This window comes from Oceanibaculum nanhaiense (assembly GCF_002148795.1).
GTDB classification, from domain to species: domain Bacteria; phylum Pseudomonadota; class Alphaproteobacteria; order Oceanibaculales; family Oceanibaculaceae; genus Oceanibaculum; species Oceanibaculum nanhaiense.
Genome location: NZ_MPOB01000001.1, coordinates 342,749 through 368,847 on the forward strand (window position 1 = coordinate 342,749; position 26,099 = coordinate 368,847).

Annotated in this window: 30 protein-coding genes; 10 read left to right on the top strand and 20 right to left on the bottom strand. The window is 65.7% G+C overall.

Going from position 1 to position 26,099, the window contains the following annotated elements; genetic code table 11:
* The 5 genes from BKM74_RS01625 to BKM74_RS01645 all read right to left on the bottom strand — a co-directional run bounded on the left by BKM74_RS01625 (position 1) and on the right by BKM74_RS01645 (position 5,599).
* Positions 1-1,869, bottom strand: coding sequence for an ABC transporter ATP-binding protein (locus BKM74_RS01625; protein ID WP_245825734.1), 1,869 nt, complete (start codon positions 1,867-1,869; stop codon positions 1-3).
* Between the two features lie 55 nt (positions 1,870-1,924).
* On the bottom strand, positions 1,925-2,782 hold the full coding sequence (locus BKM74_RS01630) for an FkbM family methyltransferase (protein WP_086463945.1): 858 nt from the start codon (positions 2,780-2,782) through the stop codon (positions 1,925-1,927).
* Positions 2,779-3,636 (bottom strand): DUF5672 family protein, encoded by an 858-nt coding sequence (locus tag BKM74_RS01635; RefSeq protein WP_086463946.1) that lies wholly within the window; start codon positions 3,634-3,636, stop codon positions 2,779-2,781. The genes BKM74_RS01630 and BKM74_RS01635 overlap by 4 nt, the downstream gene beginning before the upstream one ends.
* Positions 3,637-3,736: 100 nt before the next feature.
* Entirely contained in the window at positions 3,737-4,753 is a 1,017-nt protein-coding gene (locus BKM74_RS01640; protein WP_176342365.1) for a glycosyltransferase family 4 protein, read from the bottom strand.
* 72 nt (positions 4,754-4,825) lie between these two features.
* Positions 4,826-5,599, bottom strand: a complete 774-nt coding sequence (locus tag BKM74_RS01645; protein WP_086463948.1) for a UDP-2,3-diacylglucosamine diphosphatase — start codon at positions 5,597-5,599, stop codon at positions 4,826-4,828.
* Positions 5,600-5,807: 208 nt separating this feature from the next.
* Between BKM74_RS01645 and BKM74_RS01650 the strand changes: the two genes are divergently transcribed.
* Positions 5,808-6,704 (top strand): diacylglycerol/lipid kinase family protein, encoded by an 897-nt coding sequence (locus tag BKM74_RS01650; protein WP_245825736.1) that lies wholly within the window; start codon positions 5,808-5,810, stop codon positions 6,702-6,704.
* Positions 6,705-6,723: 19 nt separating this feature from the next.
* On the opposite strand, the gene BKM74_RS01655 is transcribed toward BKM74_RS01650, so the two are convergent.
* The 3 genes from BKM74_RS01655 to BKM74_RS01665 all read right to left on the bottom strand — a co-directional run bounded on the left by BKM74_RS01655 (position 6,724) and on the right by BKM74_RS01665 (position 8,649).
* Positions 6,724-7,215 (bottom strand): nucleoside deaminase, encoded by a 492-nt coding sequence (locus BKM74_RS01655; RefSeq protein ID WP_086463949.1) that lies wholly within the window; start codon positions 7,213-7,215, stop codon positions 6,724-6,726.
* 67 nt (positions 7,216-7,282) lie between these two features.
* Positions 7,283-7,591 carry a CtrA inhibitor SciP gene (gene sciP / locus BKM74_RS01660; protein ID WP_245825737.1) on the bottom strand — a complete coding sequence of 103 codons (309 nt, stop codon included), beginning with the start codon at positions 7,589-7,591 and terminating at the stop codon, positions 7,283-7,285.
* Positions 7,592-7,752: 161 nt separating this feature from the next.
* The gene (locus BKM74_RS01665) at positions 7,753-8,649 is read right to left on the bottom strand and encodes a branched-chain amino acid aminotransferase (RefSeq protein WP_086463950.1); all 897 of its coding nucleotides are present in this window, start codon (positions 8,647-8,649) and stop codon (positions 7,753-7,755) included.
* Between the two features lie 113 nt (positions 8,650-8,762).
* Here BKM74_RS01665 and BKM74_RS01670 point away from each other — a divergent pair, with 113 nt between their 5' ends.
* The 4 genes from BKM74_RS01670 to BKM74_RS19050 all read left to right on the top strand — a co-directional run bounded on the left by BKM74_RS01670 (position 8,763) and on the right by BKM74_RS19050 (position 12,603).
* Positions 8,763-9,317 (top strand): MarR family winged helix-turn-helix transcriptional regulator, encoded by a 555-nt coding sequence (locus BKM74_RS01670; RefSeq protein WP_086463951.1) that lies wholly within the window; start codon positions 8,763-8,765, stop codon positions 9,315-9,317.
* Positions 9,314-10,006 carry a response regulator gene (locus tag BKM74_RS01675; RefSeq protein ID WP_086463952.1) on the top strand — a complete coding sequence of 231 codons (693 nt, stop codon included), beginning with the start codon at positions 9,314-9,316 and terminating at the stop codon, positions 10,004-10,006. The genes BKM74_RS01670 and BKM74_RS01675 overlap by 4 nt, the downstream gene beginning before the upstream one ends.
* Before the next feature lie 7 nt (positions 10,007-10,013).
* Positions 10,014-11,336 carry an ATP-binding protein gene (locus tag BKM74_RS01680; protein WP_086463953.1) on the top strand — a complete coding sequence of 441 codons (1,323 nt, stop codon included), beginning with the start codon at positions 10,014-10,016 and terminating at the stop codon, positions 11,334-11,336.
* A gap of 97 nt (positions 11,337-11,433) precedes the next feature.
* On the top strand, positions 11,434-12,603 hold the full coding sequence (locus BKM74_RS19050; RefSeq protein ID WP_086463954.1) for a trypsin-like serine protease: 1,170 nt from the start codon (positions 11,434-11,436) through the stop codon (positions 12,601-12,603).
* Positions 12,604-12,620: 17 nt separating this feature from the next.
* Here BKM74_RS19050 and BKM74_RS01690 read toward each other — a convergent pair whose 3' ends face one another.
* The 5 genes from BKM74_RS01690 to BKM74_RS01710 form a co-directional block, all read right to left on the bottom strand.
* A complete protein-coding gene (locus BKM74_RS01690; RefSeq protein ID WP_086463955.1) occupies positions 12,621-13,145 on the bottom strand; it encodes a PAS domain-containing protein in 525 nt (174 codons plus the stop codon).
* Positions 13,146-13,266: 121 nt separating this feature from the next.
* On the bottom strand, positions 13,267-13,605 hold the full coding sequence (locus tag BKM74_RS01695) for a tRNA-binding protein (protein WP_086463956.1): 339 nt from the start codon (positions 13,603-13,605) through the stop codon (positions 13,267-13,269).
* 134 nt (positions 13,606-13,739) lie between these two features.
* Positions 13,740-14,180, bottom strand: a complete 441-nt coding sequence (locus tag BKM74_RS01700; protein ID WP_086463957.1) for a phasin family protein — start codon at positions 14,178-14,180, stop codon at positions 13,740-13,742.
* A gap of 141 nt (positions 14,181-14,321) precedes the next feature.
* Positions 14,322-14,894, bottom strand: a complete 573-nt coding sequence (locus tag BKM74_RS01705; RefSeq protein WP_086463958.1) for a TetR family transcriptional regulator — start codon at positions 14,892-14,894, stop codon at positions 14,322-14,324.
* An 86-nt stretch (positions 14,895-14,980) separates the two neighbouring features.
* Positions 14,981-16,165 carry a LysR family transcriptional regulator gene (locus tag BKM74_RS01710; protein ID WP_086463959.1) on the bottom strand — a complete coding sequence of 395 codons (1,185 nt, stop codon included), beginning with the start codon at positions 16,163-16,165 and terminating at the stop codon, positions 14,981-14,983.
* Here BKM74_RS01710 and modA point away from each other — a divergent pair.
* From modA to BKM74_RS01730, 4 genes are read left to right on the top strand one after another with little or no spacing between them, the layout of a single operon-like run.
* Positions 16,131-16,832 carry a molybdate ABC transporter substrate-binding protein gene (gene modA / locus BKM74_RS01715; protein WP_245825738.1) on the top strand — a complete coding sequence of 234 codons (702 nt, stop codon included), beginning with the start codon at positions 16,131-16,133 and terminating at the stop codon, positions 16,830-16,832. The genes BKM74_RS01710 and modA overlap by 35 nt on opposite strands.
* Positions 16,833-16,868: 36 nt before the next feature.
* Positions 16,869-17,537 carry a molybdate ABC transporter permease subunit gene (gene modB / locus BKM74_RS01720; RefSeq protein ID WP_086463960.1) on the top strand — a complete coding sequence of 223 codons (669 nt, stop codon included), beginning with the start codon at positions 16,869-16,871 and terminating at the stop codon, positions 17,535-17,537.
* Complete coding sequence (locus BKM74_RS01725; protein ID WP_217895427.1) at positions 17,534-18,652, top strand: ABC transporter ATP-binding protein; 1,119 nt, start codon at positions 17,534-17,536, stop codon at positions 18,650-18,652. The genes modB and BKM74_RS01725 overlap by 4 nt, the downstream gene beginning before the upstream one ends.
* Positions 18,652-19,260: a nucleotidyltransferase family protein gene (locus BKM74_RS01730; protein ID WP_086463962.1), complete on the top strand. Its 609-nt coding sequence runs from the start codon at positions 18,652-18,654 to the stop codon at positions 19,258-19,260. The genes BKM74_RS01725 and BKM74_RS01730 overlap by 1 nt, the downstream gene beginning before the upstream one ends.
* Here the strand turns inward: BKM74_RS01730 and BKM74_RS01735 are convergent.
* Both BKM74_RS01735 and BKM74_RS01740 read right to left on the bottom strand, forming a co-directional pair.
* On the bottom strand, positions 19,230-19,793 hold the full coding sequence (locus tag BKM74_RS01735) for an HNH endonuclease (protein WP_086463963.1): 564 nt from the start codon (positions 19,791-19,793) through the stop codon (positions 19,230-19,232). The genes BKM74_RS01730 and BKM74_RS01735 overlap by 31 nt on opposite strands.
* 173 nt (positions 19,794-19,966) lie before the next feature.
* A complete protein-coding gene (locus BKM74_RS01740) occupies positions 19,967-20,617 on the bottom strand; it encodes an alpha/beta hydrolase (RefSeq protein WP_086463964.1) in 651 nt (216 codons plus the stop codon).
* A gap of 89 nt (positions 20,618-20,706) precedes the next feature.
* Here BKM74_RS01740 and gluQRS point away from each other — a divergent pair, with 89 nt between their 5' ends.
* Positions 20,707-21,582, top strand: coding sequence for a tRNA glutamyl-Q(34) synthetase GluQRS (gene gluQRS / locus BKM74_RS01745; protein ID WP_086463965.1), 876 nt, complete (start codon positions 20,707-20,709; stop codon positions 21,580-21,582).
* Here the strand turns inward: gluQRS and BKM74_RS01750 are convergent.
* The 5 genes from BKM74_RS01750 to BKM74_RS01770 all read right to left on the bottom strand — a co-directional run bounded on the left by BKM74_RS01750 (position 21,560) and on the right by BKM74_RS01770 (position 25,930).
* On the bottom strand, positions 21,560-22,444 hold the full coding sequence (locus tag BKM74_RS01750) for a DUF4743 domain-containing protein (RefSeq protein WP_086463966.1): 885 nt from the start codon (positions 22,442-22,444) through the stop codon (positions 21,560-21,562). The genes gluQRS and BKM74_RS01750 overlap by 23 nt on opposite strands.
* 17 nt (positions 22,445-22,461) lie before the next feature.
* A complete protein-coding gene (locus BKM74_RS01755) occupies positions 22,462-23,139 on the bottom strand; it encodes a J domain-containing protein (protein WP_245825740.1) in 678 nt (225 codons plus the stop codon).
* Positions 23,140-23,391: 252 nt separating this feature from the next.
* A complete protein-coding gene (gene mutT, locus BKM74_RS01760) occupies positions 23,392-23,862 on the bottom strand; it encodes an 8-oxo-dGTP diphosphatase MutT (protein WP_086463967.1) in 471 nt (156 codons plus the stop codon).
* Positions 23,843-25,075 carry a bifunctional glutamate N-acetyltransferase/amino-acid acetyltransferase ArgJ gene (gene argJ, locus BKM74_RS01765; protein ID WP_407668606.1) on the bottom strand — a complete coding sequence of 411 codons (1,233 nt, stop codon included), beginning with the start codon at positions 25,073-25,075 and terminating at the stop codon, positions 23,843-23,845. Before argJ ends, mutT begins: the two co-directional genes overlap by 20 nt.
* A gap of 30 nt (positions 25,076-25,105) precedes the next feature.
* The gene (locus BKM74_RS01770; protein WP_176342339.1) at positions 25,106-25,930 is read right to left on the bottom strand and encodes a peptidylprolyl isomerase; all 825 of its coding nucleotides are present in this window, start codon (positions 25,928-25,930) and stop codon (positions 25,106-25,108) included.
* Between the last annotated feature and the right edge of the window lie 169 nt (positions 25,931-26,099).

Here is a 26,099-nt window from a genome sequence, read left to right on the forward strand (position 1 = left end):
TTACGCCTTGGCCCGTCGCGCCGTCCGTGGCGGCGCGGCCGCGTGCGGGGGGGCGTCACTGAGCGGGGAAGTGGGCCCGGGGATAGGGTTGGCTTCCGGCGTGAACTGCAGGGCGTGAAGCCGGGCGTAAATCCCGTTCTTCGCCAGCAATTCGGCGTGGCTGCCCTGCTCGACGACCCGCCCCTGATCCATCACGAAGATGATGTCGGCATCGACGATGGTGGAGAGGCGATGCGCGATGACGATGCTGGTACGCCCTGCCATCAGCTGTTTCAGCGCCGCCTGCACCAGCCGCTCGGACTGGGTGTCGAGCGCGGATGTCGCCTCGTCCAGCAGCAGGATCGGGGCGTTCTTCAGCATGGCGCGGGCAATCGCGATGCGCTGGCGCTGGCCGCCGGACAGTTTCACGCCGCGCTCGCCGACCATGGTGTCGTAGCCCTGCGGCAGATCGCGGATAAACTCGTCGGCCGCCGCGTTGCGGGCGGCGGTCATGATCGCCTCCTCGCTGGCATCCGGGCTGCCATAGGCGATGTTGGCGCGGATCGTGTCGTCGAACAGCATCACCTCCTGGCTGACCAGGGCGATGTTCCGGCGCAGCGAGGACAAGGTGACATCGCGGATATCGGTGCCATCGATGGTCACGCGGCCGGCCGTCACGTCATAGAAGCGCGGAATCAGGTTCAGCACCGTCGATTTGCCGGCCCCGGACAGGCCGACCAGGGCGGCCATCCTGCCGGCGGGCACGGCGAGGCTGACCTGGCGCAGCGCCGGGATACCGCCGTCATAGCTGAAATCGACCTGCTCCAGCCGTACCTCGCCGGCGGCGACGGCAAGCGGCTGCGCGTCCGGCCGGTCGACAATGCCCGGCTTCGTGTCCAGCACGTCGAAGATGCGGTGCGCGGCGGCCAGCCCTTCCTGCAGGTTGGCGTTCAGCGAGACCAGCCGCTTCAGCGGCTCATAGGCCAGCATCAGGGCTACGACGAAGGAGAAGAAGGAGCCGGTGGTGCGCGCACCCTCGATCACCTGCCAGCCGCCATAACCGATGACGACGACGATGGCGATGCCGCCCAGCGTTTCCATAATCGGGTGCGATAGGCCGCGCGTGCGCGCCGCCTTGATGCCCAGCCTTGCCACGATATCCACCAGACGGCCGCCGCGCTCCGCCTCATAGGCTTCGGTCGTGTAGGCCTTCACATGGCGGATGCCCTGGAAGGTCTCGTCGAGATGGCTGGTCAGGCGCGACATTTCCGCCTGGGAATTGCCCGACACCTTGCGCATGCGCTTGCCGATGCGCGCAATCGGCAGGATCGCGGTCGGGAAGGCGAAGAAGGAGGCCAGCGCCAGCGCCCAGTCCTGATAGAACATGACGCCGATCAGCGCCAGCAGCGTCAGCAGATCCTTGCCGAAGCCGGTCAGCGTCTTGCCGACCGCCATATGCAGCAATGCGACATCGTTCATCATCCGGCTGATGAGCGCGCCGCTGGAGGTGGCGTGGAAGAAGGCGAGGTCGGCGTTCAGCAGATGCGAGAACAGGCGTTTGCGCACATCGGCGACGATGCGCTGGGTCACCCCTTCCATCACCACCTGCTGGCCGAAATTGGCCAGCCCCTTCACCACGAAGGTGGCGAGCACGAAGCCGGCGACGAGGATGAGCTTGTCGCGGTCCTTGGCGGTGAACACCTCGTCCAGCACCGGCTCCATCAGCTTTGCCAGGGCGGCGGTGGAGCCGGCGACAAGCACCATCAGCACCAGCGCCAGGGCAAAGCGCGGCGCATAGCGCTTCACATGCTCGCGCAGCAGCCTCCCGACCAGCGCTTTGGTGGACGGGTTGAGAACCTTCTCCAGCGATGTGCCGGCAATCAACGTCATCGCATCTGCGACGCCTGTGCGGCGCCGTCCATCCTGTTGGCTGTGTGAATGTCGATCAAACGCCGGGCGCCTCTACCGCGCCCGCACCCCCGCCTGCGGCCATGACCGTGGCCGGCGCTCTTTCCATATAGACTACATTCTTCCGACTGCGAGAGAAATGCAGCAGGAACCCGGCTCCCATGAGGCCCGCCACCACGCCTGAGATCGCTGCGTCGCCAACGATTTCCGGATGCACCTCCAGGCAGATCTTGCGCACGCAAGACAGGTTGGCGCCGGGCAGCAGGTCGATCTCGCCGCCCTCGATGTCCATGATCAGGTAGCTGGGGGAGTACCGGTCCAGCAGTTCCTGGAAGCCGGCGGCCGGCAGGCGCACCCGCTCCACCGTCTCGGACGGACGGCCATGCAGGCCGGAGGAAGTGTAGGAGCGGTCGAGCGCGAACTCGACCTCGCCGGTCTCCTTCGCCGCCGCCATGCTGTGAAAATCCGGGCGTACGCCATTCAGCTGGAAATTCCGTTCCAGTACCGGAACGAGCGCCGGATTGGCTTCCAGCGCATGTACTTTCGCGCCGTCGCCAATACGCTTGGCGCAGAAAATCGAGGTCAGGCCGATGCCCGCCCCCAGTTCCAGCACGCTGTCCTCTGGCGTCAGGGTGGCGTCGAGGATCGACAGTTCGGCTTCCTCATACTGATGGCGGATAATCTGCCGCCGGTGCCCCTTGCGCAGCACGGGGGCGGCCAGCCACAGCTTCACGCCATGGGTCTCGGCAATTTCCGGGCGGCGGAATTTCAGCGTTGCCACCTGAAGCTCGCGGACAAGGCAGTCCAGCATGCGGCGCAGCTTGCGGGGCTTTTGGCGCGCCGTTCCGGCGTCGCGGGCGTTCTGGGTGCCGGTTTGGGAGGAAATCTGGTTCACGCGGCGGCATCCTTGGTTGGCGCGGCCTGCAGCAGGGCCGCGTCGTCAGCATCGATAAAGGCCAGCCAGCGTTCGGTGTCAATCTTGTGCCAGCCATGGGCGCCGAAAGGCAGGTCGGCGCGGGTTTTCGGGAAGTCGCCCTCGGCCGAGCGCTCGCGCGCGAAACGCAGCGCCGTCTCCACCGGGGCGACCGTATAATTCTCATCCAGCAGCGGCGCGTAATAGGCCCAGAACATGTCTTCCGCCTGGTCGAAATACCGGCGGACAATGTGCGCCGCAGGGCGGCGGCTGCAGCGGCTGCGCAGCCAGTGGGCCAACAGGCGCTTGCCCTGGCGCCAGCTGTGGAAGAAAAGCCGGGACTGGTCGCTCTTGCCGGTCAGCTGCAGGCGCATCGCCTGCAGCACGCGCAGATGGTCGCCGACATGGCGCAGCGACAGCCCGCCATTGCCGACCGCCAGGTAGCGCCGGCGTTTCCTGTCTCGGTCCTTGCGCAGCCAGGGCGCGCCGATATAGGAGAAGCCGGACTCGCACCAGCCGGCCAGCGTGTCGTGAAATACCAGGCAGTCGGTCTGGTAGATCAGGACATAGCGGTAGTCGCTGAAGCGCCGGTAGAAATCCGGGCTCATCAGCATCGCGCTGTAGGCGCCGATGTCGCGGAAACGGCGCGGCGAGAGCGGCAGGGTGGCCATCCCGTCCAGCTCCGGCGGCAATGTCAGGCCGATTGGATGGACGACGAAGCGGTCATAATGGCCCAGATGCCGGTCCAGCGCGCGCAGAGCCACCTTTTCCGTCGCGTCCAGTTCGGTGCGATAGATCGGAACGACGATGGCAACCAGCTTCGATGGGCCCGGCACACTGTCTCCTGCTCTGCGGTCAGTCGGCGGCGCTACCTAATACCGCATGGCGCAGGCGGTGGCAAAAGCCGATATGCCCGAGGGGCGTCAGGAACGGGTGTCAGGAACCGGTGACGGTCACCAGGCTGTCGAGCAATTGCCGGGCGCAGGCGTCCCAGCCATTTTCCAGCGCATGGGCGCGGCAGGCCTCGCGCGGGATATCGAGGGCGGCCTGCACGGCGGCGCGCAGATCCTCGTCCATGCGCCCGACCGCCGGCGTCAGCACGTCGAGCGGCCCGGTGACCGGGTAGGCCGCGACCGGCAGGCCGCTGGCCAGCGCTTCCAGCATGACCAGGCCGAACGTGTCGGTGCGGCTGGGGAAGACGAAGACATCGGCGGCGGCGTAGTGCCGTGCCAGCTCCTCGCCATGCTTGGCGCCGACGAAGACGACATCGGGGTAGCGGCGCTTCAGCTCCGGCAATTGCGGGCCGTCGCCGACCACCACCTTGGTGCCGGGCAGATCGAGATCGAGAAAGGCGCCGATATTCTTCTCCACCGCCGCCCGGCCGACGCAGACCGCGATCGGGCGCGGCAGGTCGCGCATCGATTCCGCCTGCTCCTCATAGGGGCGCGGGCGGAACAGCGCCGTATCGACGCCGCGGGTCCAGCGCCGGACATGGCGGAACCCGCGGGAATCGAGGTCGCGGCGCAATGTCTCGGTCGCCACCAGCATGCCCTGGCCGCCATTGTGGAACCAGCGCATGCCGGCATAGCTCCAGGCCAGCGGCACCGGCAGGCGGGCGTGCAGATATTCCGGGAATTTGGTGTGGTAGGAGGTGGTGAAGGGCAGGCCCTTGCGCCCGCAATGAATGCGCGCGGCCAGCCCGATCGGCCCTTCGGTGGCGATGTGGATGGCGTCCGGCCGGCTGTCGCGGATCATCCCTGCCACCTTGTGCAGCGGATACCAGGCCAGCGGAATTTCGGGATAGCCGGGGCAGGGGAAGGTGCGGAACCGTTCCGGCGCGATCACCGTGACCGTGTGGCCGCTGGATTCCAGCATGGCGATGATGGTGGTCCAGGTGCGCACCACGCCGTTCACCTGCGGCGTCCAGGCATCGGTCACCAGGGTGATGCGCATCGGGGGCCGGCCAAGGCTGAATTCCGGCACGGCGTCGGCGTATTTTGGGGCGGTACTATCGGGCATGCCGCCTCACGCTGCCGGGGTCATCTGGCGCGCCTCGACCCAGTTCAGGATCTCCAGGCGCCCGTCCATATGCTCGACCAGGGCGGTGCAGCTTTCCACCCAGTCGCCGTCATTGCAGTAGGTGATGCCGTCGATCTCGCGGATTTCGGCATGGTGGATATGGCCGCAGATCACGCCATCCACGCCGCGCTGGCGGGCCTCGTCGGCGACCGCCTCCTCGAACCGGCTGATATATTCCACCGCGTTCTTCACGCGCAGCTTCACATAGGCCGAGAGCGACCAGTAGGGATAGCCCAGCTTGCGCCGCACCATGTTGAAGCCGACATTCAGCCGCAGCATCATGTTGTAGCCCCAGTCGCCGATCAGGGCGAGCCAGCGCGCATATTTCACCACGCCGTCGAAGCGGTCGCCATGCAGCACCAGGTAGGTCCTGCCGTCGGCGGCCTTGTGGATCACCTCGTCCTCGATCTCGATCTCGCCGAAGGTGAGGCCGATATACTCGCGGAAAATCTCGTCGTGGTTGCCGGGCACGAAGACCACGCGGGTGCCCTTGCGGGCCTTGCGCAGCAGCTTCTGCACCACGTCATTGTGGCTCTGCACCCAGTACCAGGACCGGCGCAGCCGCCAGATGTCGAGAATGTCGCCGACCAGATAGAGATGGTCGCTCTCGGTGTGTCTGAGGAAGTCCAGCAGCAGGTCGGCGTTGCAGCCGCGCGTGCCCAGATGCACGTCGGAAATCCAGATTGACCGGTAATGGCTGACGCCACGCTGCGCGTTCATCGCGCCATCCTCATCTGACTACCAGATGATCGGAGATCGTATCGCAGGACCGCTATATCTGGTTTTCCGATCATGAGGCACTACATGCCTCAGCTTCGGTTACCGGCGCGCGACGGAAATATGACAATTGACTGAAATTTCGTCGTCTCTGTAGGGTCGCGGCGTTTTCGCCCTATCTGTGGGGCATTTGTGTTTTGAGGAACAAGGTTTGGCCGAGTCCCGCCGTCTGCTGGTGATCCACAACCCGACCGCGGGGCGTCGCCGGCGCCGGCGGCTCGACGCCGTGCTGCATCTGCTGGCCGAGGCCGGCTGCACCATCACGCTGGTGCCAACCGCGAAACGCGGCGATGCCGAGGATTTCGCCGCCACCGCCATCGCCGACGATGTCGATCTGCTGGTCGCGGCGGGGGGCGATGGCACGCTGAACGAGGTCGCGAACGGGCTGGTTCGCCGGCGGGAACTGGGGTTACCGCCGCTGCCGCTGGCCATCGTCCCGCTGGGCACGGCGAATGTGCTGGCCGCCGAGATCGGCCTGCCCGAGGATGCTGAGGCCATCGCACGCACCATCCTCACGGGCGCACCGCGCCGGATTTATCCCGGCATCGCCAATGGCCGGCGCTTCCTGTGCATGGCGGGCAGCGGGCTGGATGCCTTCGTGGTGCAGGATGTGAACCACCGGCTGAAGCGGCTGCTGGGCAAGGGCGCCTATGCGCTGGAGACGCTGCGCCGGCTGTGGCTGGGGCCGCCCGAACCCTATCGGCTGCTGATCGACGACAAGGAAGAAAAGGCAGCCCAGATCATCCTGGCGAAGGGGCATTTCTACGGCGGCACTTTCGTCATCGCACCGGCCGCGCGGCTGGATGAGCCGCTGCTCTGGGCCTGCCTGTTCCGCCGGGGCGGGCGCTGGGCGGCGCTGCGCTACATCCTGGCAGTGATGCTGGGCGTGCCGCACCGGCTTGAGGATATCGACATAATGCCGGTCCGCCGCGTCTCCATTGAGGGGCGGGCCGCCGATCCGGTACAGGGCGATGGCGATATCGTCACCCGGCTGCCGGTTGATATCCGTATTGACGAGGACGGGATGGAACTGGTGTTTCCGGCGTGAACCTAGCGGAAAACAAGGATCATTTCGGCGGCGGATTGGCTTTCCAGATGGCCACGATCTCGTCCTCCAGCACCGGGCCGATGACCGGCACCGGCTTGTTGCTGGCGGCCACCACCTCGGCGCAGCGGATCGACAGCCGGGTGCGCGTCGGCGCATTGTCGAATTCCTGCTGCTGGCGCGGGATTGACAGGCCATAGACGACACGGCCGATGCCGCTCCACACGATGGCGGCGGAGCACATGGTGCAGGGCTCGCCGCTGGCGTACATGGTGGCGCCGGCCAGTTGTTCGGGCGTCAGGTGCCGGCCGATGCCGCGCAGGATGTTCAGCTCGGCATGGCCGGTCGGATCCTGCGTCGAATAGACATTGTTCATGCCCTCGAAAACCGGCTTGCCGTCGGATGTCACGATGAGTGCGCCGAACGGGCGGTCGCCGTTCAGCCGGGCCTGGCGCGCCAGCTCGAAACTCTGGCGCAGCCAGTGATGATCCTGTTCGCTGACGGTATCGTGCATGACCGGGCCCCCTTTTGGCTTGAGGGGCCCAGTGTAGGGAAAAGGGACGGCCTCCCGCCAGCGCGAATCAGACTTCGCGGATGCGGTAGCGCTGGACGCGGGTGGCGCGCAGGCCTTTCATGCCGTGGCGTTCGACCAGCTTGGTCCAGCCTTCCAGCTCTTCCTCGGAGAGGCTGTAGCGGGTGCAGGCCTGCTCCGCGGTCAAAAGGCCGCTCTTCACGCCGGCCACAACCAGCGCCTTGCGCCGGATGACCCAGCGCTTGGTTTCGGGCGGCGGCAGATCGTCGAGCGTCAAGCTCGAGAGGTCGATGCCGTCCAGCGTCTCCCGCGAAGAATCTTGTACAGTCGCCCGCAGGGCGAGGCTTCGAGAGTGCATGGGATAAGACCTGTCGCAAAAGTAATAATTGGTCTTAACCTAGCCGCCACTTGTTAAAAAAAGCCTAAGCATGCGAAGCATTTTCGACTCATTGACGCGTATAAGAAAACCCCCGCCATCGTGAAATGGCGGGGGTTCCGGCAGCCGATCGGAATTGGCTTTTATTCGGCGGCCTTCGCAGCCGGCTCGCGCCGCACCTCGGTGCTGTAATCGTCCATCAGCGTCCGCACCATGTCGCCGACGGTGAAGCGGTAGGGGCCGATCTCGCCGACCGGCGTCACTTCCGCCGCGGTGCCGCACAGGAAGCACTGCTCGGCCTGCTCCAGTTCTTCCGGCCGGATCGCCCGCTCGACGACCTTGATGCCGCGCCGCTTGGCGAGGTCGATCACCGTGCGCCGGGTGATGCCGTCCAGGAAGCAGTCCGGTGTCGGCGTGTGCAGTTCATTCCCGAAGGCGAAGAAGATGTTCGCCCCCGTCGCTTCCGCGACCTGGCCGCGATAATCCAGCATCAGCGCGTCCTGATAGCCCTCGCGCTCCGCCTTATGCTTGGAGAGCGTGCAGATCATGTACAACCCCGCCGCCTTGGCTGCCGTCGGTGCCGTGTCCGGTGCCGGGCGGCGCCAGTCGGAGATTGCCAGACGGATGCCCTTCTGCCGCAGTTCCGGGTCGAAATAGGACGGCCAGACCCAAGTGGCGATGGCCAGATGAATCTTGTTGTGCTGCGCCGAGACGCCCATCATCTCGCTGCCGCGCCAGGCGACCGGGCGGACATAGCCATCGACAATGCCGTTCGCGGCGACCGTCTCCATCTTGAAACGGTCGATTTCCTCGACGGAATAGGGAATCTTGAAATCCATCAGTTCGGCTGAGCGAACCAGCCGGGCCGAATGTTCGGAGGATTTGAAGATACGCTCGTCATATACACGTTCGCCCTCGAACACGGCGCTGGCATAATGCAGGCCGTGGCTGAGGATGTGGAGCTTGGCGTCGCGCCAGGGGGTGAGCTGACCATCGAACCAGATGGTGCCGTCACGGTCGTCGAAAGGAAGGAGTGTCATATCTATGCGATTCCTGCCCAGGGGTTACAAGATATTTGATTTGGCGTTTCTAGGGTTAGATAATTACCCAAATCATGAGTCGGGTAATAACATTCTGTTCGATATACGTCAACATGGTTGACATAAAAACCCGCGCAAACCCCCTGTTCCTTCGCGAGGAGGAACTGCGCCAGGGGATCGAGCTGCTGTTCTTCGCCTATCGCGACTTCACCGCCGAGCCGGACAGCATGCTCGCCGAGCTCGGCATGGGCCGGGCGCATCACCGCGTCATCTATTTCGTCGGGCGGCATCCGGGCATCACCGTCACCGACCTGCTGCGCATCCTGAAAATCACCAAGCAAAGCCTCAGCCGGGTGTTGAGCCAGCTCATCCGCGAAGCCTATATCGAACAGCGCCAGGGCCGAACCGACCGGCGGCAGAAGCCGCTGCACCTGACCGTGAAGGGCGTGGCGCTGGAACAGGCGCTGACCGCCAACCAGCTGACCCGGATCGCCGGCGCCTACAAGGCGGCCAGCGCCGAGGCGGTGGAGGGGTTCTGCAAGGTGCTGCTCGGCATGATCGACGAAAGCGACCAGCGCCGCTTCATCCGGCCGGGCCGCCCGGAGGACCAGACGGCAGCCGGGCGCGTTACCGCCGGCCAGGCCGTGCGCGGGCGTGACGGAAGATGAGCGCCGCGCCGCCGCATATTCTTGTGGTGGATGATGACGGGCGGCTGCGTGACCTGCTGCGCCGTTACCTGACGGAGAATGGCTTTCGCGTCAGCACCGCCGCCGATGCGGCCGAGGCGCGGGCCAAGCTGGAAAGCCTCGCCTTCGACCTGCTCGTCCTCGATGTGATGATGCCGGGCGAGAGCGGGCTGGACCTCACCCAGGATCTGCGGCGCACAGGAGTGGTGCCGATTCTGCTGCTGACCGCGATGGCCGAAACCGAGGACCGCATCAACGGGCTGGAGCGCGGCGCCGACGATTATCTGAGCAAGCCGTTCGAGCCGCGTGAGCTGCTGCTGCGCATCCGCACCATCCTGCGCCGAATCAATGGCGCCGCGCCGGCCCGTGCGGCGGGGGCGCCGGTCCTGCTGGGCGGGCTGCTGTTCGATGCCGAGCGGCTGGAGCTGCGCGGCCCGGACCGTACCGTGCGGCTGACCGAGGCCGAGGCGGCGCTGCTGCGCGCGCTGGCGCAAAATCCCGGCGCCACGCTCAGCCGCGACGATCTGGCCCAGCGCCTCGACCTGACCGGCAATCCGCGTACGGTGGATGTGCAGGTCACCCGGCTGCGCCGCAAGATAGAACCCGATCCGCGCTTTCCGCGCTACCTGCAGACGGTGCGCGGCAAGGGCTACGCGCTGCTGCCGGACTGACGGCGCGATGGCTGGCCTGACCCCTTTCATCAAGCGTTTCCTGCCGCGCAGCCTGTTTGGCCGGTCGCTGATGATCATCGTCACGCCGATGATCCTGGTGCAGGTGATCTCGACCTATGTGTTCTATGACCGGCACTGGGATCTGATCACAAGGCGGCTGTCCGGCGCGGTGGCCGGCGAACTCGCCTTCGTGGTCGAGCTGCTGGCCGAGGAGGCGAGCATCGAGGGCGACGAGCCGATCTTCGATATGTCGCGGCGGCATTTCTGGGCCGAACTGACCTACCGGCCGGGCGACATCCTGCCGAACGAGACCCTTGTGCCGAGCGGGCTGCTGGAGGAGAAGCTGACGCGCGAGCTGAACCAGCGCCTGTCTTTTCCGCACCGGCTGGATGCGCGCTCGATCGAGCGTCATGTGAAGATCAGCGTGCAGCTGCCCAACGGCGTGCTGGATTTCGTGACCACGCGCGACCGGCTGTTCAGCTCCACCACCTATGTCTTCCTCATGTGGATGGTGGGCAGCTCGCTGATCCTGTTCGCCGTCGCCGTCGTCTTCATGCGCAACCAGATCCGCCCGATCCGCCGGCTGGCCGCCGCCGCCGACAGTTTCGGCAAGGGCAGCGACGCGCCCGGCTTCAAGCCGGAGGGCGCGGCCGAGGTGCGGCTGGCCGCCAGCGCCTTCATCCGCATGCGCGACCGCATCCAGCGCCAGATCAGCCAGCGCACCGAGATGCTGGCCGGGGTGTCGCACGATCTGCGCACGCCGCTGACCCGGATGCGGCTGCAACTCGCCATGATGGCGGGCGGCGAGGATGCCGAGGCGTTGCGCCAGGACATTGCCGAGATGGAACAGATGCTGGAAGGCTATCTCGCCTTCGCGCGCGGCGAGGGCACGGAGCAGGCCCAGCCCATAGATCTCGCCCGGCTGCTGCGCGAGGTGACCAACGATGCGCGCCACAGCGGCCGGCGCATCGTGTTGCGGGCCGAGGAACCGCTGACCGTGACGCTCCGCCCCAACGCCTTCAAGCGGGCGCTGACCAACCTGGTGCAGAATGCCTGCCGCTATGGCAAGTCGGTCGAGGTAGCGGCGCGGCTGGCGCATGGCCAGCTTGAGGTCACGATTGACGATGACGGGCCCGGCATTCCGCCGGAAAAGCGGGCGGATGTGTTCAAGCCCTTCTTCCGGCTGGAAGCTTCGCGCAACCCGATGACCGGCGGCGTCGGCCTTGGCCTCACAATTGCCCGCGATATCGTGCTCGGCCATGGCGGCGAGCTGGTGCTGGGCGACGCCCCGCAGGGTGGCCTGCGCGCCACGGTGCTGATCCCGGTGTGATCAACCCTGTAGGATCGGCCCTGTAAAAACATAAAAAGCGATGTATTTTTGCCTTTGAGTACAGGCGGCATCACAACGGCTCGGGATATATCACGGCATGGCCTTTTCACAGGTTACAAACACCAGCCTTGCCCCCTGGAGCAGCGTGGTCTTCATCCGTTCCACCTTCGATGATGGCAATGGGGGAACCATTCGCTTCGGCGGCAGCGGCGTGGTCACGGGCCGCAATGATGTGCTGACCGCCGGCCATGTCGTCTATAGCGGCAATTATGGCGAAGCGCTGAGGGTAGAGGTGTTTCCGGCACTGAGCGGATCGCAGGAGCCTTTCGGCAGTTATCTCGCGGACAGCTTCTCTTTCAACCGGGTCGATGAGGATGGCGACCGCGGTATCACAGAGGAGGAATCCGGTCGGGATGTGGCGCTGCTGAATTTTTCGGTTCCGCTTGGCGAGACGACAGGCTGGATGAGTCTCGATCCTGATTTCTTCAACGGTCAGGCATCAGTGACCGGCTATCCGGGGACCGCCGACGGTTTCATGGTTACCGAGACGGCCTTTGCCCAGATAGATCCAACCTATGACACGGTTTATGTCGGAAATTTCGACATAGACAGCGGCCATAGCGGCAGTCCCGTCTGGTATCAGCAGGCCGGCACCTCCTATGTCGTCGGGCTGGTGTCCACGGCGACCTGGGCCTTCCAGATCGGCGGGGCCTACTACGATCAGCTGCTCAATCTGATGGCGGCGAATGAGACGCTGTTGGCGGCGTATGGCGGGATCGACGTGACCAGCGGCGGTCTCGATGACGCCTTGTCCGGGACCGATGCCGGCGACCGCATTGATGGTGCCGGCGGCAGCGATACGCTTCAGGGGATGCGCGGCGGCGATACGCTGATCGGCGGTGCCGGCGACGATTTATTGCGCGGCGGCAAGGGCTTCGATTCGCTGATTGGCGGGGCGGGTGATGACACGCTCTATGCCGGGCTGGGACAGGATACGCTGACCGGCGGCGCGGGGGCCGATCTGTTCGTGCTGCGCGGCTACGATCCGAATTTTCCGGGCGCGCTGCTCACGCCCACCATCACCGATTTCGTGCGCGGCACCGACCTCATCGGGCTGGAAGGCATCGATCAGCCGGCGGTCGAGGCAGCGCTTCTGCTCCAAGAGAGTGTTGCGGGCGGCGTGGTCTTCAATACGGACGGCGCCACGGTCACGGTACTGGGTGTTGCGGCCCTCGACATCGGCGATTTCGTGTTCACCGGGTTCTGACGCGGGTTCGAGGGCGCTTACTTCCCGGAAAAACCCTCCCGGTCCAGCGCCTCATAGATGATGATGCTGATGATGTGATCGACCGTCCGGCCATCGCCGGCGAGCGGGAAATGGCAGACCTCGATGCTGGAGAAATCCAGCCGGAATTTCAGCCTCGGCTTGCCGCGCCGGAACACCAGACAGCCGGTCTCGACCACCTGTTGCCGGTCGGCAATGGGATAGCGCACGGACTGGTCGCCTTCCGTGACGAACTCGTCCAGGTGGCGGCCTATCATCGGCCGGTCCACCGATTTTACGACCCGCTCGCCGGCTACTTTCACCAGGAACCGATGCTTCATATCCGGTGCGGCGCCGGGTACGACCCTGGTCAGCACGATGTCGGGCAGCAGGCGCGGCAGCTCGATCGGGTCGAAGGCATCGCGCCCCGGCAGCCGATCCTGCGGGTGTAGTTTCCGGAAATAGCTCAGAAACTCGCGCACATTCTGTGCCTGCGACTGGGCGAGCGCTTCATCGAGCGCCTGAAGGTTCGGGTGTATCCCCATACCGATTTCCCTTGGGGGCTAAGCGGGTATCTTTCGCCCTATTGTCGGGCGGATATATTGAATTTTAGTTAAATAGACCGTGCGTGTTGGCGGTAAAGGAATCAGGGCTGTTGACGCGCGCTCAATGCAGCCGCCCGCCATTCGGAACGCGGCGATCCACGTCAACCAGCACGACCGCGCCCTTGTCGTCCGGGAAGCCCAGCACCAGACACTCGGACAGGAAGGGGCCGATCTGCTTGGCCGGGAAGTTCACCACGGCGGCCACCTTGCGCCCCAGCAGCTCGTCCATCGTGTAGCGCACCGTCACCTGCGCGGAGGTTTTGCGCACACCGATTTCCGGGCCGAAATCGATCTTAATCTTGAAGGCTGGTTTGCGCGCTTCCGGAAAAGGCAAAACCTCGATCACCGTGCCGATGCGAATATCGACTTTAAGGAAATCGTCGAAGGAAATCGTGTCCATGAATTCTGTCTGCTCCCTGGCCGCTGTCGCAAAAAGAGGCATAGTATCAGCGGCGGGGTATAAAAAGAGAAGGGCCGGCCTACGCCTCTGCGCAAGCCGGCCTCGGTCTCGTAAGTCAGAAGGATCAGGCGAGGTTACTTCTTCGCCGCGGCATCAATGGCCTTCTTCACCTCGTCCAGGCTTTCGGTCATGCGCTGGTTGATGAGGTTGACCGCCTCGCCGTTCGACTTCGCCATCATCTCCGACAGTTCGCGCATGTTGGCGAGCGCCTTTTCCATGGCGATCTTCGCGATCTCGGTCTGCTTGGCGATGCGCTGCTCGGGCGTGCCGTTGGTCATCAGGTCGGAGGCAACCTTGGTCGCCTCTTCCATCGACTGGCGCAGGATTTCCGCCTGGCGCTGGGCAACCGCCTGCATGCCCTCGAAGGCCACGCGGTTGGCGTTGGTCAGCGCCTCCATGTTGCGGCGCTGGGCCGAAATCAGGGTGTTCACGTCAACACCCGGCATGCGGAAGTCGGCGAAGAGCTTGGTGAAGTCCATCTCGGGGAAGGACGAAAACGCGCTTTTGGCGGCCATGTTGCATTCTCCGTTTGCTTGTTGGTGTTCAGCGGATTGCTGCAGTGCAAGATGCGCGGAAGCTACAGTTAACGCTTATTCACGTCAATATTATGTGTGCATTGCAACATACACGAAACAAGATCGCGCCATCGCCCGCTTCTAGCGACCGATTCCGCCAGTCCAGCCCTCCAGCCGGCTAAGATTCTTGTCCAGGCTGGCCGTGGTCTTGCCAAGGTCGGGGCTGTCGTCGTTCAGCCAGACCCGCAGGGAGAGCGCATAGATTCCGGCCAGTGCCCGCACGCGGACCATGCCCTTCAGCCCGTGATCGTCCAGCCCGGCCGCGCGCAGCATCCAGCGCATGGAGGTCGTCGCCTGTTGGGCGAGGCAGGCCGCGGTCACAGGGTCGCGCGGCAAATCCTTCACGATGGCGGCGATGGCCTCGCGCTGCGGGCGCAGCGCCTCGAAGCGGCGCAGCAGCACATCCAGCAGCCGGTCGCGCACCGGTTCTTCCGCGTCTTCCGGGTCGGTGCCGGCCAGCACCTTCTCGTCGATCCGTCGGGAAAAGGCGGTGAGAATGGCGGTCTTGGACGAGAAGACGGGATAAAGCTCGGCAATCTTCAGCCCGGCCTTCGCCGCGATATCGGCATAGCTGATCTTGTCCCAGCCCTGCTCCGCCGCCAGCGCCAGTGCCGCTTCGATCGCCCGGCCTTCAATGTCTGTCTTGCGTGCCATGGAAAGCCTTTCCGTTGCTTTCCCTCATATAGGTGCGGTCTCCGGCCATTCCAGCCGAATCCGCATTGTCCCGGCGTTCGGCCCGGCTATTCCGCCGCCAGCGGGCGGGAGGATGGCGCCGACTGCGGTGCGCCGGCCAGTGCAGGGGCGCAGCGCCGGAATTCCTTCTGTAGCCAGTCGATGACGGTGCGGATGCGTGGCACATGCCGCAGGTCGGGATGCACCAGCAGCCACAGATCGGCGGCAAGCGCCGGCACCGGCGCGGGCGCGACACGCACCAGCCGCTCGTCGATATCGCCCAGGAAGCAGGGCAGGATGCCGATTCCTGCCCCGGCGCGGATCGCGGCATGTTGCAGATGAATGCGCGAGGCGCGCACCTGCGCGCTGCGCTCGCCCAGCTTGCCGGTCAGCCAGGCCATGGTGCTGAAATATTCGTGCGGCGCGTCGAAGGAGACAAAATTGCAGGCCTTCCAGCGCCGTTCGTCCAGCGATTCCGGGGTGGCGTCGGCATAGTCGCGCGCGGCATAGAGCGTGCCCTGCATGGTGCCAAGGCCAACCGCCAGCAGGTCGCCGCGTTCGGGCAGACCGTGCCGCACCATCAGGTCGGCCTCGCGCCGGGCAAGGTCAGGGTCGCTGTGGGTTTCCGACAGTTCCAGGATGATCGCCGGGTTGTTGCGGGCGAAATCGCCCATGCGCTCGGCCAGGAAGGCAGCGCCCCATTCGCCGGCATAGATCTTCACGACGCCCGCGGTGTCCTCGGCATAGGCGGCGCGGCGGCGGTCGATGGCGGCGGCGGTCTCCGCCATGCTCTCGGCCAGCGGCATCAGGTCGCGGCCGGCATCGGTCAGACGGTGGCCGTCGGGCGTGCGCTCGAACAGCAGCACGTCGAGCGCGGCCTCCAGCGTGCGCAGCCGGCGCAGCACGGTCGGCTGGGTCAGCGCCAGCTCGCGCGCCGCCGCGCGCAGGCTACCGCCCCGCGCTACCGCCAGAAACACCCTGATGTCATTCCATTCCATGCGGATTAGAATAATACGAAATACAATGTTGGGGCGATACGAATCTGTATCACTGCAGCAAATTTCGTGATCATGAAGGGGGCAGGTGTATGGTTGCCCGGCTATTTCGATCTGGTGGAATGAGTTGCACACGATGTTCGATGGAATCAGGCCTGTCCTCCTTGCGGCCCTGCTCGCGCTGGCGCCGGCTTCGGCAATGGCCCAGAGCGCGAGGGCGCCTGTGGTCGCCGCGGCAAACAATTTGCAATTCGCCATCGAGGAACTGGCCGAGGCCTTCCGTCAGGAGACCGGCCAGGCGGTCCGGCTGGCGATGGGATCGTCCGGCAATGCCTCCCGGCAGATTCGCCAGGGCGCGCCGTTTGAACTGTTCTTGTCAGCCGACGAGGATTATGTGCTCGATCTCGCCCGCGACGGCTTTACCCGCGACGAGGGCATCGTTTACGCCATCGGGCGCCTGGCCATCGTCACACCGAAGAACTCGCCGCTGACAGCCGACGGCACGCTGGAAGACCTCGCCGCCGCCCTGGCGGACGGCAGGCTGTCGCGCTTCGCCATCGCCAATCCGGAGCATGCGCCCTATGGCCAGCGGGCCGTGGAGGCGCTGCGACACAAGGGGCTGTGGCAGGCCATCGAGCCGAAGCTGGTCTATGGCGAGAATGTCTCCCAGGCCGCGCAGTTCGCCTTGTCGGGCAATGCGCAGGGCGGCCTTATCGCCTACGCGCTGGCGCTGACGCCGCAGGCCCGGCAGGCCGGGGCGTATGCGCTGGTGCCGCAGGACTATCACTCTCCGCTGCGCCAGCGCATGGCGCTGACGAAGAAGGCCGGCCCGGCGGCCGAGCGGTTCTATGCCTATCTGCAAACGCCAGCGGCGCGCGCCATCTTCCGCAAATACGGGTTCCTGCTGCCGGGCGAATCGGGCTAAGACGGGCGGACCGGTAAACCGAAAGCGGGGCTAAGCATGGACTGGACCGCCCTATGGCTGTCGCTGCGGCTGGCGGCGATCACGGTGCTGTTCCTGTTGCCCATCGGCATCGCGCTGGGCCGGTTGCTGGCCTACCGGGATTTCGCCGGCAAGGGGCTGGTCGAGGCGCTGGTGGCGCTGCCGCTGGTGCTGCCGCCGACCGTGTTCGGCTATTACCTGCTGGTCGCCTTCGGCGCCGCCTCGCCGCTGGGCCAGCTGTGGGAAAGCCTGTTCGGCAGCCAGCTCGTCTTCACCTTCGAGGGGCTGCTGGTCGCCTCCATCATCTTTAACCTGCCCTTCGCCATCCAGCCGATGCAGCGCGGCTTCGAGGCGATCCCGCCGGAAGTGCGCGAGGCCGCCGCCTGCTGCGGCATGACGCCGTGGCAGGCGCTGTCGCGGGTCGAATTGCCGCTGGCCTGGCCGGGCATCCTGACGGCGATGGTGCTAAGCTTCGCGCATACGCTGGGCGAATTTGGCATCGTGCTTATGGTCGGCGGCTCGATTCCCGGCGAGACCAAAACCATCGCAATCTCGATCTATGACCGGGTACAGGCGTTCGACGATGCCGCCGCCGGGCAGATGTCGGCGATGCTGCTGGCGCTGTCGCTGGTGGTGATCGCGCTGACCTTCGCCTTCTCGCGCCGCATCGGCCGGAGGCTGGGATGAACGCGGGGATGAGCGCCGTGGCGGGGCTGGATGTTTCGCTGCACCAGCTGGGGCCGATTCCGCTGGCGGCCGAGTTCCAGTGCGCGCCGGGCGAACTGCTGGCGCTGGTCGGTCCGTCCGGCAGCGGCAAATCCACCCTGCTGCGCGCCATCGCCGGGGTCTATCGCCCGCAGGCGGGGCAGGTGGCGGTGAATGGCGCGCGCTGGTTCGACGGCGCATCCGGCCTGTGCCTGCCGCCGCACCGCCGCGCCGCCGGCATGGTGTTCCAGAGCTACGCGCTGTTTCCGCACATGAACGCGCAGGAGAATGTGATGGCGGCGATGGGCCACCGCGCGCCGGGGGAGCGCGCGGAGAAGGCGGCCGCCCTGCTGGAGCTGGTGCATCTGGGCGGGCTGGAACATCGCCGACCGGCGGAACTGTCGGGCGGGCAGCAGCAGCGCGTCGCGGTCGCCCGCGCGCTGGCCCGCGATCCGCAGGTGCTGCTGCTCGACGAGCCATTCTCCGCCGTGGACAAGGCGACCCGGCAGCGGCTCTACCGTGAGATCGCGGAGCTGCGGCGCAGCCTGTCCATGCCGATCGTGCTGGTCACCCACGATCTCGACGAGGCGATCATGCTGGCCGACCGCATGGCGGTGCTGTATCGCGGGCGCACGCTGCAGACCGGCACGCCCTTGCAGATCACGACACGGCCGGCCTCGGCGGAGGTCGCCCGGCTGGTCGATCTGCGCAACCTGTTTGCCGCCATTGTGCTGGGGCACGAGCCCGAGAAGGGCTTCACCCTGCTGGACTGGAACGGCATGCGGCTGGAGGCGGCGCACAATCCGGCCGTCGCGCCGGGAACTTCAGTGTCGTGGGTGGTGCCGGACGGTTTCGTGGTGCCGCACCGGCGCGACCGCCCGTCGCGCGGTGAGCACGAAAATCCGGTGGCCGGCACGCTGGAAACCTGTCTCGATGTCGGGCCGCTGACCTATCTGACGCTGCGCCCGGATATCGACAGCCCGCATCCGCTGCATTTCTCCGTGCCCTCGCATGTGGCGCGGCGCAACGGTTTCGCGCCGGGCGAGCCGGTTACGGTCAGCCTGCTGGCCGAGGGCATTCATCTGATGCCGGCGTGATGGATAATGTCGTTGCCCTGATGCTGGCCAATCCGGTGAACCGGGCGATTCTGGACCGGCTGCCGGATCTTGGCCTGCCGGAAGCCTGCCTGGTCGCCGGTGCGCTGGCGCAGAGCGTGTGGAATGGCCTCGACCGGCGCGCGCCGCAGGCCGGCATCAAGGATTACGACATTTTCTATTTCGATGCCGCCGATATCGGCTGGGAAGCTGAGGATGCGGCGATCCGCAAGGTACGGACGGCGCTGGCCGATCTTGCCGTCGAGATCGATGTGAAGAATCAGGCGCGGGTGCATCTCTGGTACGAGGCGCGCTTCGGCGTGCCCGTAGCACCGCTGCGCAGCGCGCTCGACGGTGTGGCGATGTTCCCCGTGCGCGGTACCTGTCTGGCGCTACAGCACGGCGCGGACGGTCCTGTCCTGCATGCGCCCTATGGAACGGCGGCGCTGGAGGCGGGGTTGCTGGCGGACAATCCGAACTGCCCGGACCGCAGCGCCTTCCGCGGCAAGGCGGAAAGCTACCGGGCGCGCTGGCCCTGGCTGCGGATTGTGGAAGACAGCATCGTGGAAGACGGGGGCGGTCAGCCCTCTTCCAGCTCGGTATCCCAGTAGAGGTAATCCTGCCAGCTGCGGTGCAGATGGTTCGGCGGGAAGCCGCGGCCATTCTGTTGCAGCTCGAAGCTGGTCGGCTGGCGCGGCGGTTCCAGCGGCAGCATGCCGATATCGCGCGGCATGCGGTTGCCCTTGAACAGATTGCACGGCCCGCAGGCGGTGACGACATTGTCCCAGCTGGTGCGCCCGCCGCGCGAGCGCGGGATCACATGGTCGAAGGTCAGTTCCTGGGTGGAGAACAGATCGCCGCAATATTGGCAGGTGAAGCTGTCGCGCAGGAACACGTTGAAGCGGGTAAAGGCCGGGCGGCGGGCGGCGGGCACATATTGCTTCAGCGAAATCACGCTGGGCAGCCGCATCTCGAAGGTTGGGGAGCGCACGAGCTGGTCGTAATGGGCGAGGATGTTGACCCGGTCGAGGAACACCGCCTTCACCGTGTCCTGCCAGTTCCACAGCGACAGCGGGTAATAGCTGAGCGGCCGGCAATCGGCGTTCAGCACCAAGGCAGGCCAGTCGTTCGCAAGCGACGTCACGGCAACCCTCCCGTTCGGTTCCTGCGATCCTGACGCACCGCAGCAATCAGAGAAGTGTAATTTAGATAGCCTGCCGCAAGGGGAAACACAACAACTAGGTGCTGCGTTTCATATGCCTACCGAATTTTGTAACACAATGACAATAAACAGCGAATCCTGATGTGTCTGGCGGATCAGGCCGGCAGCACACGCTGCAGGAAGGCGCCGCCAGCCTCCAGGCCGGCCGGATCGATGCCATGGCCGAGGCCGGGGCAGCTCAGCGTCTCTACCGGCACCTGCAGCGCTTCCAGCCCCTCGCGGGACAGATCGAGGCTCTCGTAGGGGACGATCGCATCCTCCGTGCCGTGCACCAGCAGCATTGGCGGGCGCGAGGCGATCTCGCCTTCCATCGTGCCATCGTCGACCAGCCGGCCGGAATAGCCGACCACGCCGGCCACCGCGCGCTGGCGGCGCGGGGCGGTAAACAGGCTCATCATGCAGCCCTGGCTGAAACCGACCAGCGCCAGCCTGTCCTCGGACAGATCATACGCGGCCAGTTGCTCATCAATGAAAGCGTCGAGGATTGGCCAGGCGGCGCGCACGCCGGCCACCACCCGCGCCGGGGTGCGGTCCTGCAGGCTGAACCATTGATAGCCGTAGGGCGCCATATCGCAGGGGAAGGGCGCGTTCGGCGAGACGAAGGCGACATGCGGCAGCAACTGCGCCCAGTGCGGGGCGAGGCCGATCAGATCGTTGCCGTCCGCCCCCAGCCCGTGCAGCAGGATGACGAGGCCGCGCGCGGGTTTGCCGTCGGCGGGCGGAAGCGAGGGGCCGGAAAGCTGCATCGGGCGTCTCTCATGCTGTCTTCATTGGCGATGCCCCCTCCTAGCACAAAGCGCTTCGGCGCTGAAATCGTTCCGGCTAGTTTTGTCGGATGATTGTCACCCGCTTTGCCCCCAGCCCGACCGGCCTGTTGCATCTGGGCTCCGCCTATTCCGCCCTGGTGGGGTGGCGCCGTGCGCGGGAAGCGGGCGGGCGTTTCCTGCTGCGCATCGAGGATATCGACCCGACGCGCTGTCGGCCGGAACATGAGGCGGCGATCCTCGACGATCTCGCCTGGCTGGGTATCGACTGGGATGGCGATGTCCGTCGGCAGTCCGACCATCTGGAGGAGTACCGCGCGGCGCTGGGCCGGCTGGAAGGCATGGGTCTGCTCTATCCCTGCTTCTGCACGCGCAGCGACATCGAAGCGGAAATCGCCCGCTCAGGACATGCACCGCATGGGCCTGTCCATGGGCCTGAGGGCCCGGTCTATCCCGGCATCTGCCGCGCCATTCCGGCGTCGGAACGAGAGGCCCGCATCGGCGCTGGGGAAGCGCACGCGCTGCGCCTCGACATGACAAAGGCGGTTGCCCTGGCAGGCCCGCTGGACTGGCAGGACGAGGAGAAGGGTGTCATCCGCGCCACGCCGGAAGCGTTTGGCGATGTGGTGCTGGCGCGCAAGGAGACGCCGACCTCCTATCACCTGTCGGTGACGCTGGACGATGCGCTGCAGGGGGTGACGCTGGTGACGCGCGGCATGGATCTGTTCGAGGCAACGCATATCCACCGGCTGCTGCAAGCGCTGTTCGGCCTGCCGGTGCCGCTCTACGCCCACCATCGGCTGCTGACCGGGCCAGACGGGCGACGCTATGCCAAGCGCGACCGCTCGCTGACCATCGCCGCCCTGCGCGAGGCCGGTCACTCGCCAGCCGATATCCGCGCGATGGTGGAACGGGGTGCTGCGCCTACCGGTGCAGGCCCGAAATGAGGTCCAGATAGTCCGGATGGTCCGGCCCGATGAGGCCGTGGCGGATCAGGAAGTCGATGATGACGAGGTGGCAGTTGAATTTGAAGTCGTCGCCGCTATCGACGATGCGCATCACCTCGGCGATGGGCAGCAGGCGGAATTCCTCGATCTCGCCATCCTGGCAGACCGGGGTGAAATCGGCTGGCAGTTCGAGATCGAAACAATAGAGCACGTCACGCCTGAGCCCGTCCTGTCCGATATCGGCGGCGCTGCCGTGGGCCGTGCCGGATCCCACCTCCATCATGTAGGTGATGGCGCCCACCGGATGCGCCTTGCGGGCGAGGGCTTCCGGCAGGCCTGCCTCTTCGCCGCATTCCTTCACCAGGGTTTCGACCGGGCCGTAGCCATCGCCCATGCCGCCGGCCACCATATTGTCCAGCTTGCCGGGGGCGACGCTCTTGTCGCGGGCGCGCCGGCCAATCCAGAGATGGATGCCGTCGGGCTTGCGGACATAGCCGTTCAGATGCACGCCAAAGGACAGGATGCCGAAATGGGCGGCGGCGGCGCGGTTGAGCCACATCAGTGCCGGCCCGCCCGGCCGTTCCAGTACCGGATATTGCTCGAAGCGGATTTTCGCGACCGCGCCTTCTTCCACAAGCTTCCGCACCGCCCGGTCCACCGCCTCGGTGCGCGCGTCCGGGTCGGAAAAGGCCGGTAACAGACGGACCGTGTGCGCATCGACCGCGAACACATCGGCCTGCGCCTTCAGCCGCTCGGCCAGTGCGTGGCGCAGATAGCCGGCATGGGCGTCGCCGATCAGGAAGCGGCGAAAGCCGGAGAGATCGTGGCGGTTCACCCGTTTTATATGATCGAGAAAGCTCATCTCGGCTCCGTGACGGTTTATAGCCTGAGCAGATCGCGGGCGGCGTTCAGCTGGCCCATGCGCAGCGTATCGCCCTGCGGCGAATCCGGGTGGAAGATCATCGCCAGCATGCGATAGCGCGCCTTCAGCGCCCTTGGGTCCGGTTGCGTATCGGCCGGGAAACCCAGCACATAGAGCGCTTCCATGCGGGTGCGCACGCCTTCCTTCAGCGGCTCGAAGGCGACGGCGGAGAGCATGAGGCGCAGCCGCTCCATCTCCTCCTCCAGCACCTTGATCCGTTCGGCCTGCTTGCCCTTGGCGGCCGGCGCTTCCAGCGCCACCACATGGTCGCCGCGCGCCATGGCAACGGCAAGCCCGAGCGCCCGGCGCAGCTGCACCACCGACAGGCCGGGCTGCAGCCGTACCTGCAGGCGCGGCTTGCGGCGCAGCACCCGGCCCTTGGAGGCGCCGGACAGCAGGGTCACCTCCTCACGTTCATGGGCTGCCGGTTCGCCCGGATCCGGGGCGGCGCTTACGGTCGCTTCCGGAACGGTCAGCAGAATGGCGCGCGCCAGGTCGGCGATGCTGACGTCGCGGCGCTGCGCCAGCGCCGTCACCTGGTCGCGGAAGGCGGCGCTGCAGGGAATGGCATAGGTCCGGCTGCGCGCGCCGGATGTGCGCGTGGCTTTATGGTCGGGCATCGCGCTGTCGGGCATTCTGTCTGTCTCGAAATCGCGGCTCTGATCAAAATATTGAGGGCGATTCACGCTTTAAACGGATCACTCGGGTGATCGCCTTTAACGCGGTCGCACTCTAACGAATCGGAAGCGATTCGGTCCGCCGGCCATCGATGGCCGGAAACTGCAAATCGCCATCACAAGGCCAGCCTTATCGGCCTCCGGCGAGGGCGTCAACTGCAATCGAAGTTAACGAACCGTTAACCACGCGCCTGAAACTGCAAGCTGCGGCTACAGGAGGTCGCGCAACATCGCGACCAGCGGCACATCGGCCGGCGGCATCGGGTATTCGGCCATGCGAATGGGCCGTACCCATTTGATTTCACTGTGTTCTTTCGCCACGACGCGACCCTTCCAGCGGCGGCAGACATAGAGCGGCATCAGCAGGTGGAACTCGTCATATTCATGCGAGGCGAAGGTGAGGGGGGCAAGGCAACTGCCCGAGGTATCGATGCCCAGCTCCTCATGCAGCTCGCGCACAAGTGCTGCTTCCGGCGTCTCGCCGGATTCCACCTTGCCGCCGGGAAACTCCCACAACCCGGCCATCTTCTTGCCTTCCGGGCGTCTGGCGATCAGCACCCGCCCGTCGATATCGACTAATGCTGCCGCAACCACCAGCACAATCGGCTTCGGCCCCGCGGCAACGGATGCGGCGGGGCCGGACGGGCAGAGATCGTCGAGATCAGCTTCGATAGGAGCCATTGATGTCGATATAGGCGTGCGTCAGATCGCAGGTCCACACCCGGGCGCGGCCCTTGCCGAGGCCGATATCGACCTCGATGTGGATTTCCTGGCCCTTCATGTGGGCGACCACCGGGGTTTCGTCATAGCCCTCGACGGCGGCCCCTTCCTTTGCCACCACGACACCGCCAATGCTGATGGCCAGCCGGTCGCGGTCGGCCCATTCGCCGGACTTGCCGACCGCCATGACGATACGGCCCCAGTTGGCGTCCTCGCCGGCAATGGCGGTCTTTACCAGCGGCGAATTGGCGATGGCGAGGCCGATGCGCTTGGCCGCCTTGGCCGAGGCGGCCCCCGCCACATCAATGGTCACCAGCTTGCTGGCCCCCTCGCCGTCACGCACGATCTGGATCGCGAGATCGGTCAGCAGATCTTCCAGCGCCGCGCGGAACTCCTTCAGATGCGCATCCCTGGCGCTTTCCACCGGCGGGTGCTTCGCCTGGCCGGTGGCGAAAAGCAGCACCGTGTCGCTGGTCGAGGTGTCGCTGTCCACGGTGATGCAGTTGAAGGATTTGTCGGTGCCGCGCGACAGCATCTCCTGCAGCACCGGGGCGGGGATCGCCGCGTCGGTGAAGACGAAGCCCAGCATGGTCGCCATGTCCGGCGCGATCATGCCCGAACCCTTGCAGATGCCGTTGATCGTGACCTTGGTGTCGCCGATACGCGCCGTCCGCGTCGCCCCCTTCGGGAAGGTGTCGGTGGTCATGATCGCCTTGGCCGATTCATGCCAGGTTCCCGGCTTCAGGTTGGCGCGCAGCGTGCCGATGGCCGCCACCACCTTGTCGGCCGGCAGCGGCTCGCCGATCACGCCGGTGGAGGCCAGGAACACTTCCGACGGCTTGCAGCCGATGGCCTTCGCCGCCGCCTCGGCGGTGGCGACCGCGCCGTCATAGCCCTTCTTGCCGGTGAAGGCGTTGGCATTGCCGGAATTCACCAGTACCGCGCGGCCCTTGCCGTCCGCCAGGTTGGCGCGGCACCACTCGACCGGGGCGGAGGCGGTCAGCGACTTGGTCAGCGTGCCGGCCGCCGTGGTGCCGGGCACCAACTCCGCCAGGAACACGTCGGTGCGGCCCTTGTAGCGTACCCCCGCCTCGGCGGAGGCAAGCGTGACGCCGGCGATTGGTGGCATATCCGGAAACCGGGCCGGGGCCAGGGGGGAAAGCTTCAGGGCCACGATAATCCTCTCCCTACTCTATAAGGATATTTACTTCGGCTGGGTCTGCTGCGGCGGCAGCGGCTGGCCATCCATGCTGAACCGTTCGATGGTCGCCTTGGCGCGCAGCTCCGCCAAGATGCGGCGGGCCTCCTGCTCGGCCAGCTCGGCGCGAATCTGTTCGCGTGCCTCGTCCAGGCTGGGCGGGGCGACGTCGCGGCGGTCGGCAACCTTGATCACATGCCAGCCGAACTGCGACTTCACCGGCTCCTTGCTGTAGGCGCCGGGCGCCAGTTCAAAGGCGGCTGCGGAGAATTCGGGGACCATCTGTTCGGCGGTGAAATAGCCGAGATCGCCGCCATTGGCGGCACCGGGATCGATCGACTTCTCGGTGGCCAGCGCGGCGAAGTCGGCACCCTTGTCGAGTTCGCGCACGATGTCCTTCGCCGTCGCCTCGTCCGAGACCAGAATATGGCTGGCGCGGATTTCCTCGGCCTTGGGCGCCTGCTCCCGCAGTTTCTCGTATTCGGCCTTCACCTTGTCTTCGCTGACCGCCGCTTCCAGCTGGTCGGTCAGGTACTGCTCCTGGATCAGCTGGTCGCGGTAGCGTTCGACCCGGCGCTTCACCTCGGGGTTCTCGGCGACGCCGGTGGCCTTGGCCTCGCGCTGCAGCAGCTCGCCGTCGATGGCGCGCTCCAGCAATGCGGGAAACAGCATCTGCATCGGGATGTCGCGGTACTGCTGCGGCAGCGTCGAGATCAGCGCGGCGATATCGCTTTGCCGGATAGTCGTGCCATCGACGCTGGCGACAATCGGGTCCGCATCGCCGGCGGGGGCGGGCTGCTGCGCCATGGCCGGAATCGCAAGAGCTCCCATGAAGAAGGCACCCACAAAGGCCCTCACAAAGGCTGGGGCGAAGGATCGAAGGGAATGGCGCATGGGCTGTCTCGTTTCCTGTTTCTGGCCTGTGGCGTGTGCGGTATTCGGGCGCGGCATTGTGCCGCCAGCCGGCGGCACGGGGACAGTAGCGCAGCCCGCCGGGCGG

What these genes read in the sequence shown, in the direction of transcription:
- BKM74_RS01625 (WP_245825734.1), bottom strand. Translation starts at nt 1,869, where the DNA reads ATGACGTTGATTGCCGGCACATCGCTGGAGAAGGTTCTCAACCCGTCC.
- BKM74_RS01640 (WP_176342365.1), bottom strand. Translation starts at nt 4,753, where the DNA reads ATGCGCATCACCCTGGTGACCGATGCCTGGACGCCGCAGGTGAACGGC.
- BKM74_RS01645 (WP_086463948.1), bottom strand. Translation starts at nt 5,599, where the DNA reads ATGAACGCGCAGCGTGGCGTCAGCCATTACCGGTCAATCTGGATTTCC.
- BKM74_RS01655 (WP_086463949.1), bottom strand. Translation starts at nt 7,215, where the DNA reads ATGCACGATACCGTCAGCGAACAGGATCATCACTGGCTGCGCCAGAGT.
- sciP (WP_245825737.1), bottom strand. Translation starts at nt 7,591, where the DNA reads ATGCACTCTCGAAGCCTCGCCCTGCGGGCGACTGTACAAGATTCTTCG.
- BKM74_RS01665 (WP_086463950.1), bottom strand. Translation starts at nt 8,649, where the DNA reads ATGACACTCCTTCCTTTCGACGACCGTGACGGCACCATCTGGTTCGAT.
- BKM74_RS01670 (WP_086463951.1), top strand. Translation starts at nt 8,763, where the DNA reads ATGGTTGACATAAAAACCCGCGCAAACCCCCTGTTCCTTCGCGAGGAG.
- BKM74_RS01675 (WP_086463952.1), top strand. Translation starts at nt 9,314, where the DNA reads ATGAGCGCCGCGCCGCCGCATATTCTTGTGGTGGATGATGACGGGCGG.
- BKM74_RS01680 (WP_086463953.1), top strand. Translation starts at nt 10,014, where the DNA reads ATGGCTGGCCTGACCCCTTTCATCAAGCGTTTCCTGCCGCGCAGCCTG.
- BKM74_RS19050 (WP_086463954.1), top strand. Translation starts at nt 11,434, where the DNA reads ATGGCCTTTTCACAGGTTACAAACACCAGCCTTGCCCCCTGGAGCAGC.
- BKM74_RS01690 (WP_086463955.1), bottom strand. Translation starts at nt 13,145, where the DNA reads ATGGGGATACACCCGAACCTTCAGGCGCTCGATGAAGCGCTCGCCCAG.
- BKM74_RS01695 (WP_086463956.1), bottom strand. Translation starts at nt 13,605, where the DNA reads ATGGACACGATTTCCTTCGACGATTTCCTTAAAGTCGATATTCGCATC.
- BKM74_RS01700 (WP_086463957.1), bottom strand. Translation starts at nt 14,180, where the DNA reads ATGGCCGCCAAAAGCGCGTTTTCGTCCTTCCCCGAGATGGACTTCACC.
- BKM74_RS01705 (WP_086463958.1), bottom strand. Translation starts at nt 14,894, where the DNA reads ATGGCACGCAAGACAGACATTGAAGGCCGGGCGATCGAAGCGGCACTG.
- BKM74_RS01710 (WP_086463959.1), bottom strand. Translation starts at nt 16,165, where the DNA reads ATGGCGAATTGCAAATTGTTTGCCGCGGCGACCACAGGCGCCCTCGCG.
- modB (WP_086463960.1), top strand. Translation starts at nt 16,869, where the DNA reads ATGGACTGGACCGCCCTATGGCTGTCGCTGCGGCTGGCGGCGATCACG.
- BKM74_RS01725 (WP_217895427.1), top strand. Translation starts at nt 17,534, where the DNA reads ATGAACGCGGGGATGAGCGCCGTGGCGGGGCTGGATGTTTCGCTGCAC.
- BKM74_RS01730 (WP_086463962.1), top strand. Translation starts at nt 18,652, where the DNA reads ATGGATAATGTCGTTGCCCTGATGCTGGCCAATCCGGTGAACCGGGCG.
- BKM74_RS01740 (WP_086463964.1), bottom strand. Translation starts at nt 20,617, where the DNA reads ATGCAGCTTTCCGGCCCCTCGCTTCCGCCCGCCGACGGCAAACCCGCG.
- gluQRS (WP_086463965.1), top strand. Translation starts at nt 20,707, where the DNA reads ATGATTGTCACCCGCTTTGCCCCCAGCCCGACCGGCCTGTTGCATCTG.
- BKM74_RS01750 (WP_086463966.1), bottom strand. Translation starts at nt 22,444, where the DNA reads ATGAGCTTTCTCGATCATATAAAACGGGTGAACCGCCACGATCTCTCC.
- BKM74_RS01755 (WP_245825740.1), bottom strand. Translation starts at nt 23,139, where the DNA reads ATGCCCGACAGCGCGATGCCCGACCATAAAGCCACGCGCACATCCGGC.
- mutT (WP_086463967.1), bottom strand. Translation starts at nt 23,862, where the DNA reads ATGGCTCCTATCGAAGCTGATCTCGACGATCTCTGCCCGTCCGGCCCC.
- BKM74_RS01770 (WP_176342339.1), bottom strand. Translation starts at nt 25,930, where the DNA reads ATGGGAGCTCTTGCGATTCCGGCCATGGCGCAGCAGCCCGCCCCCGCC.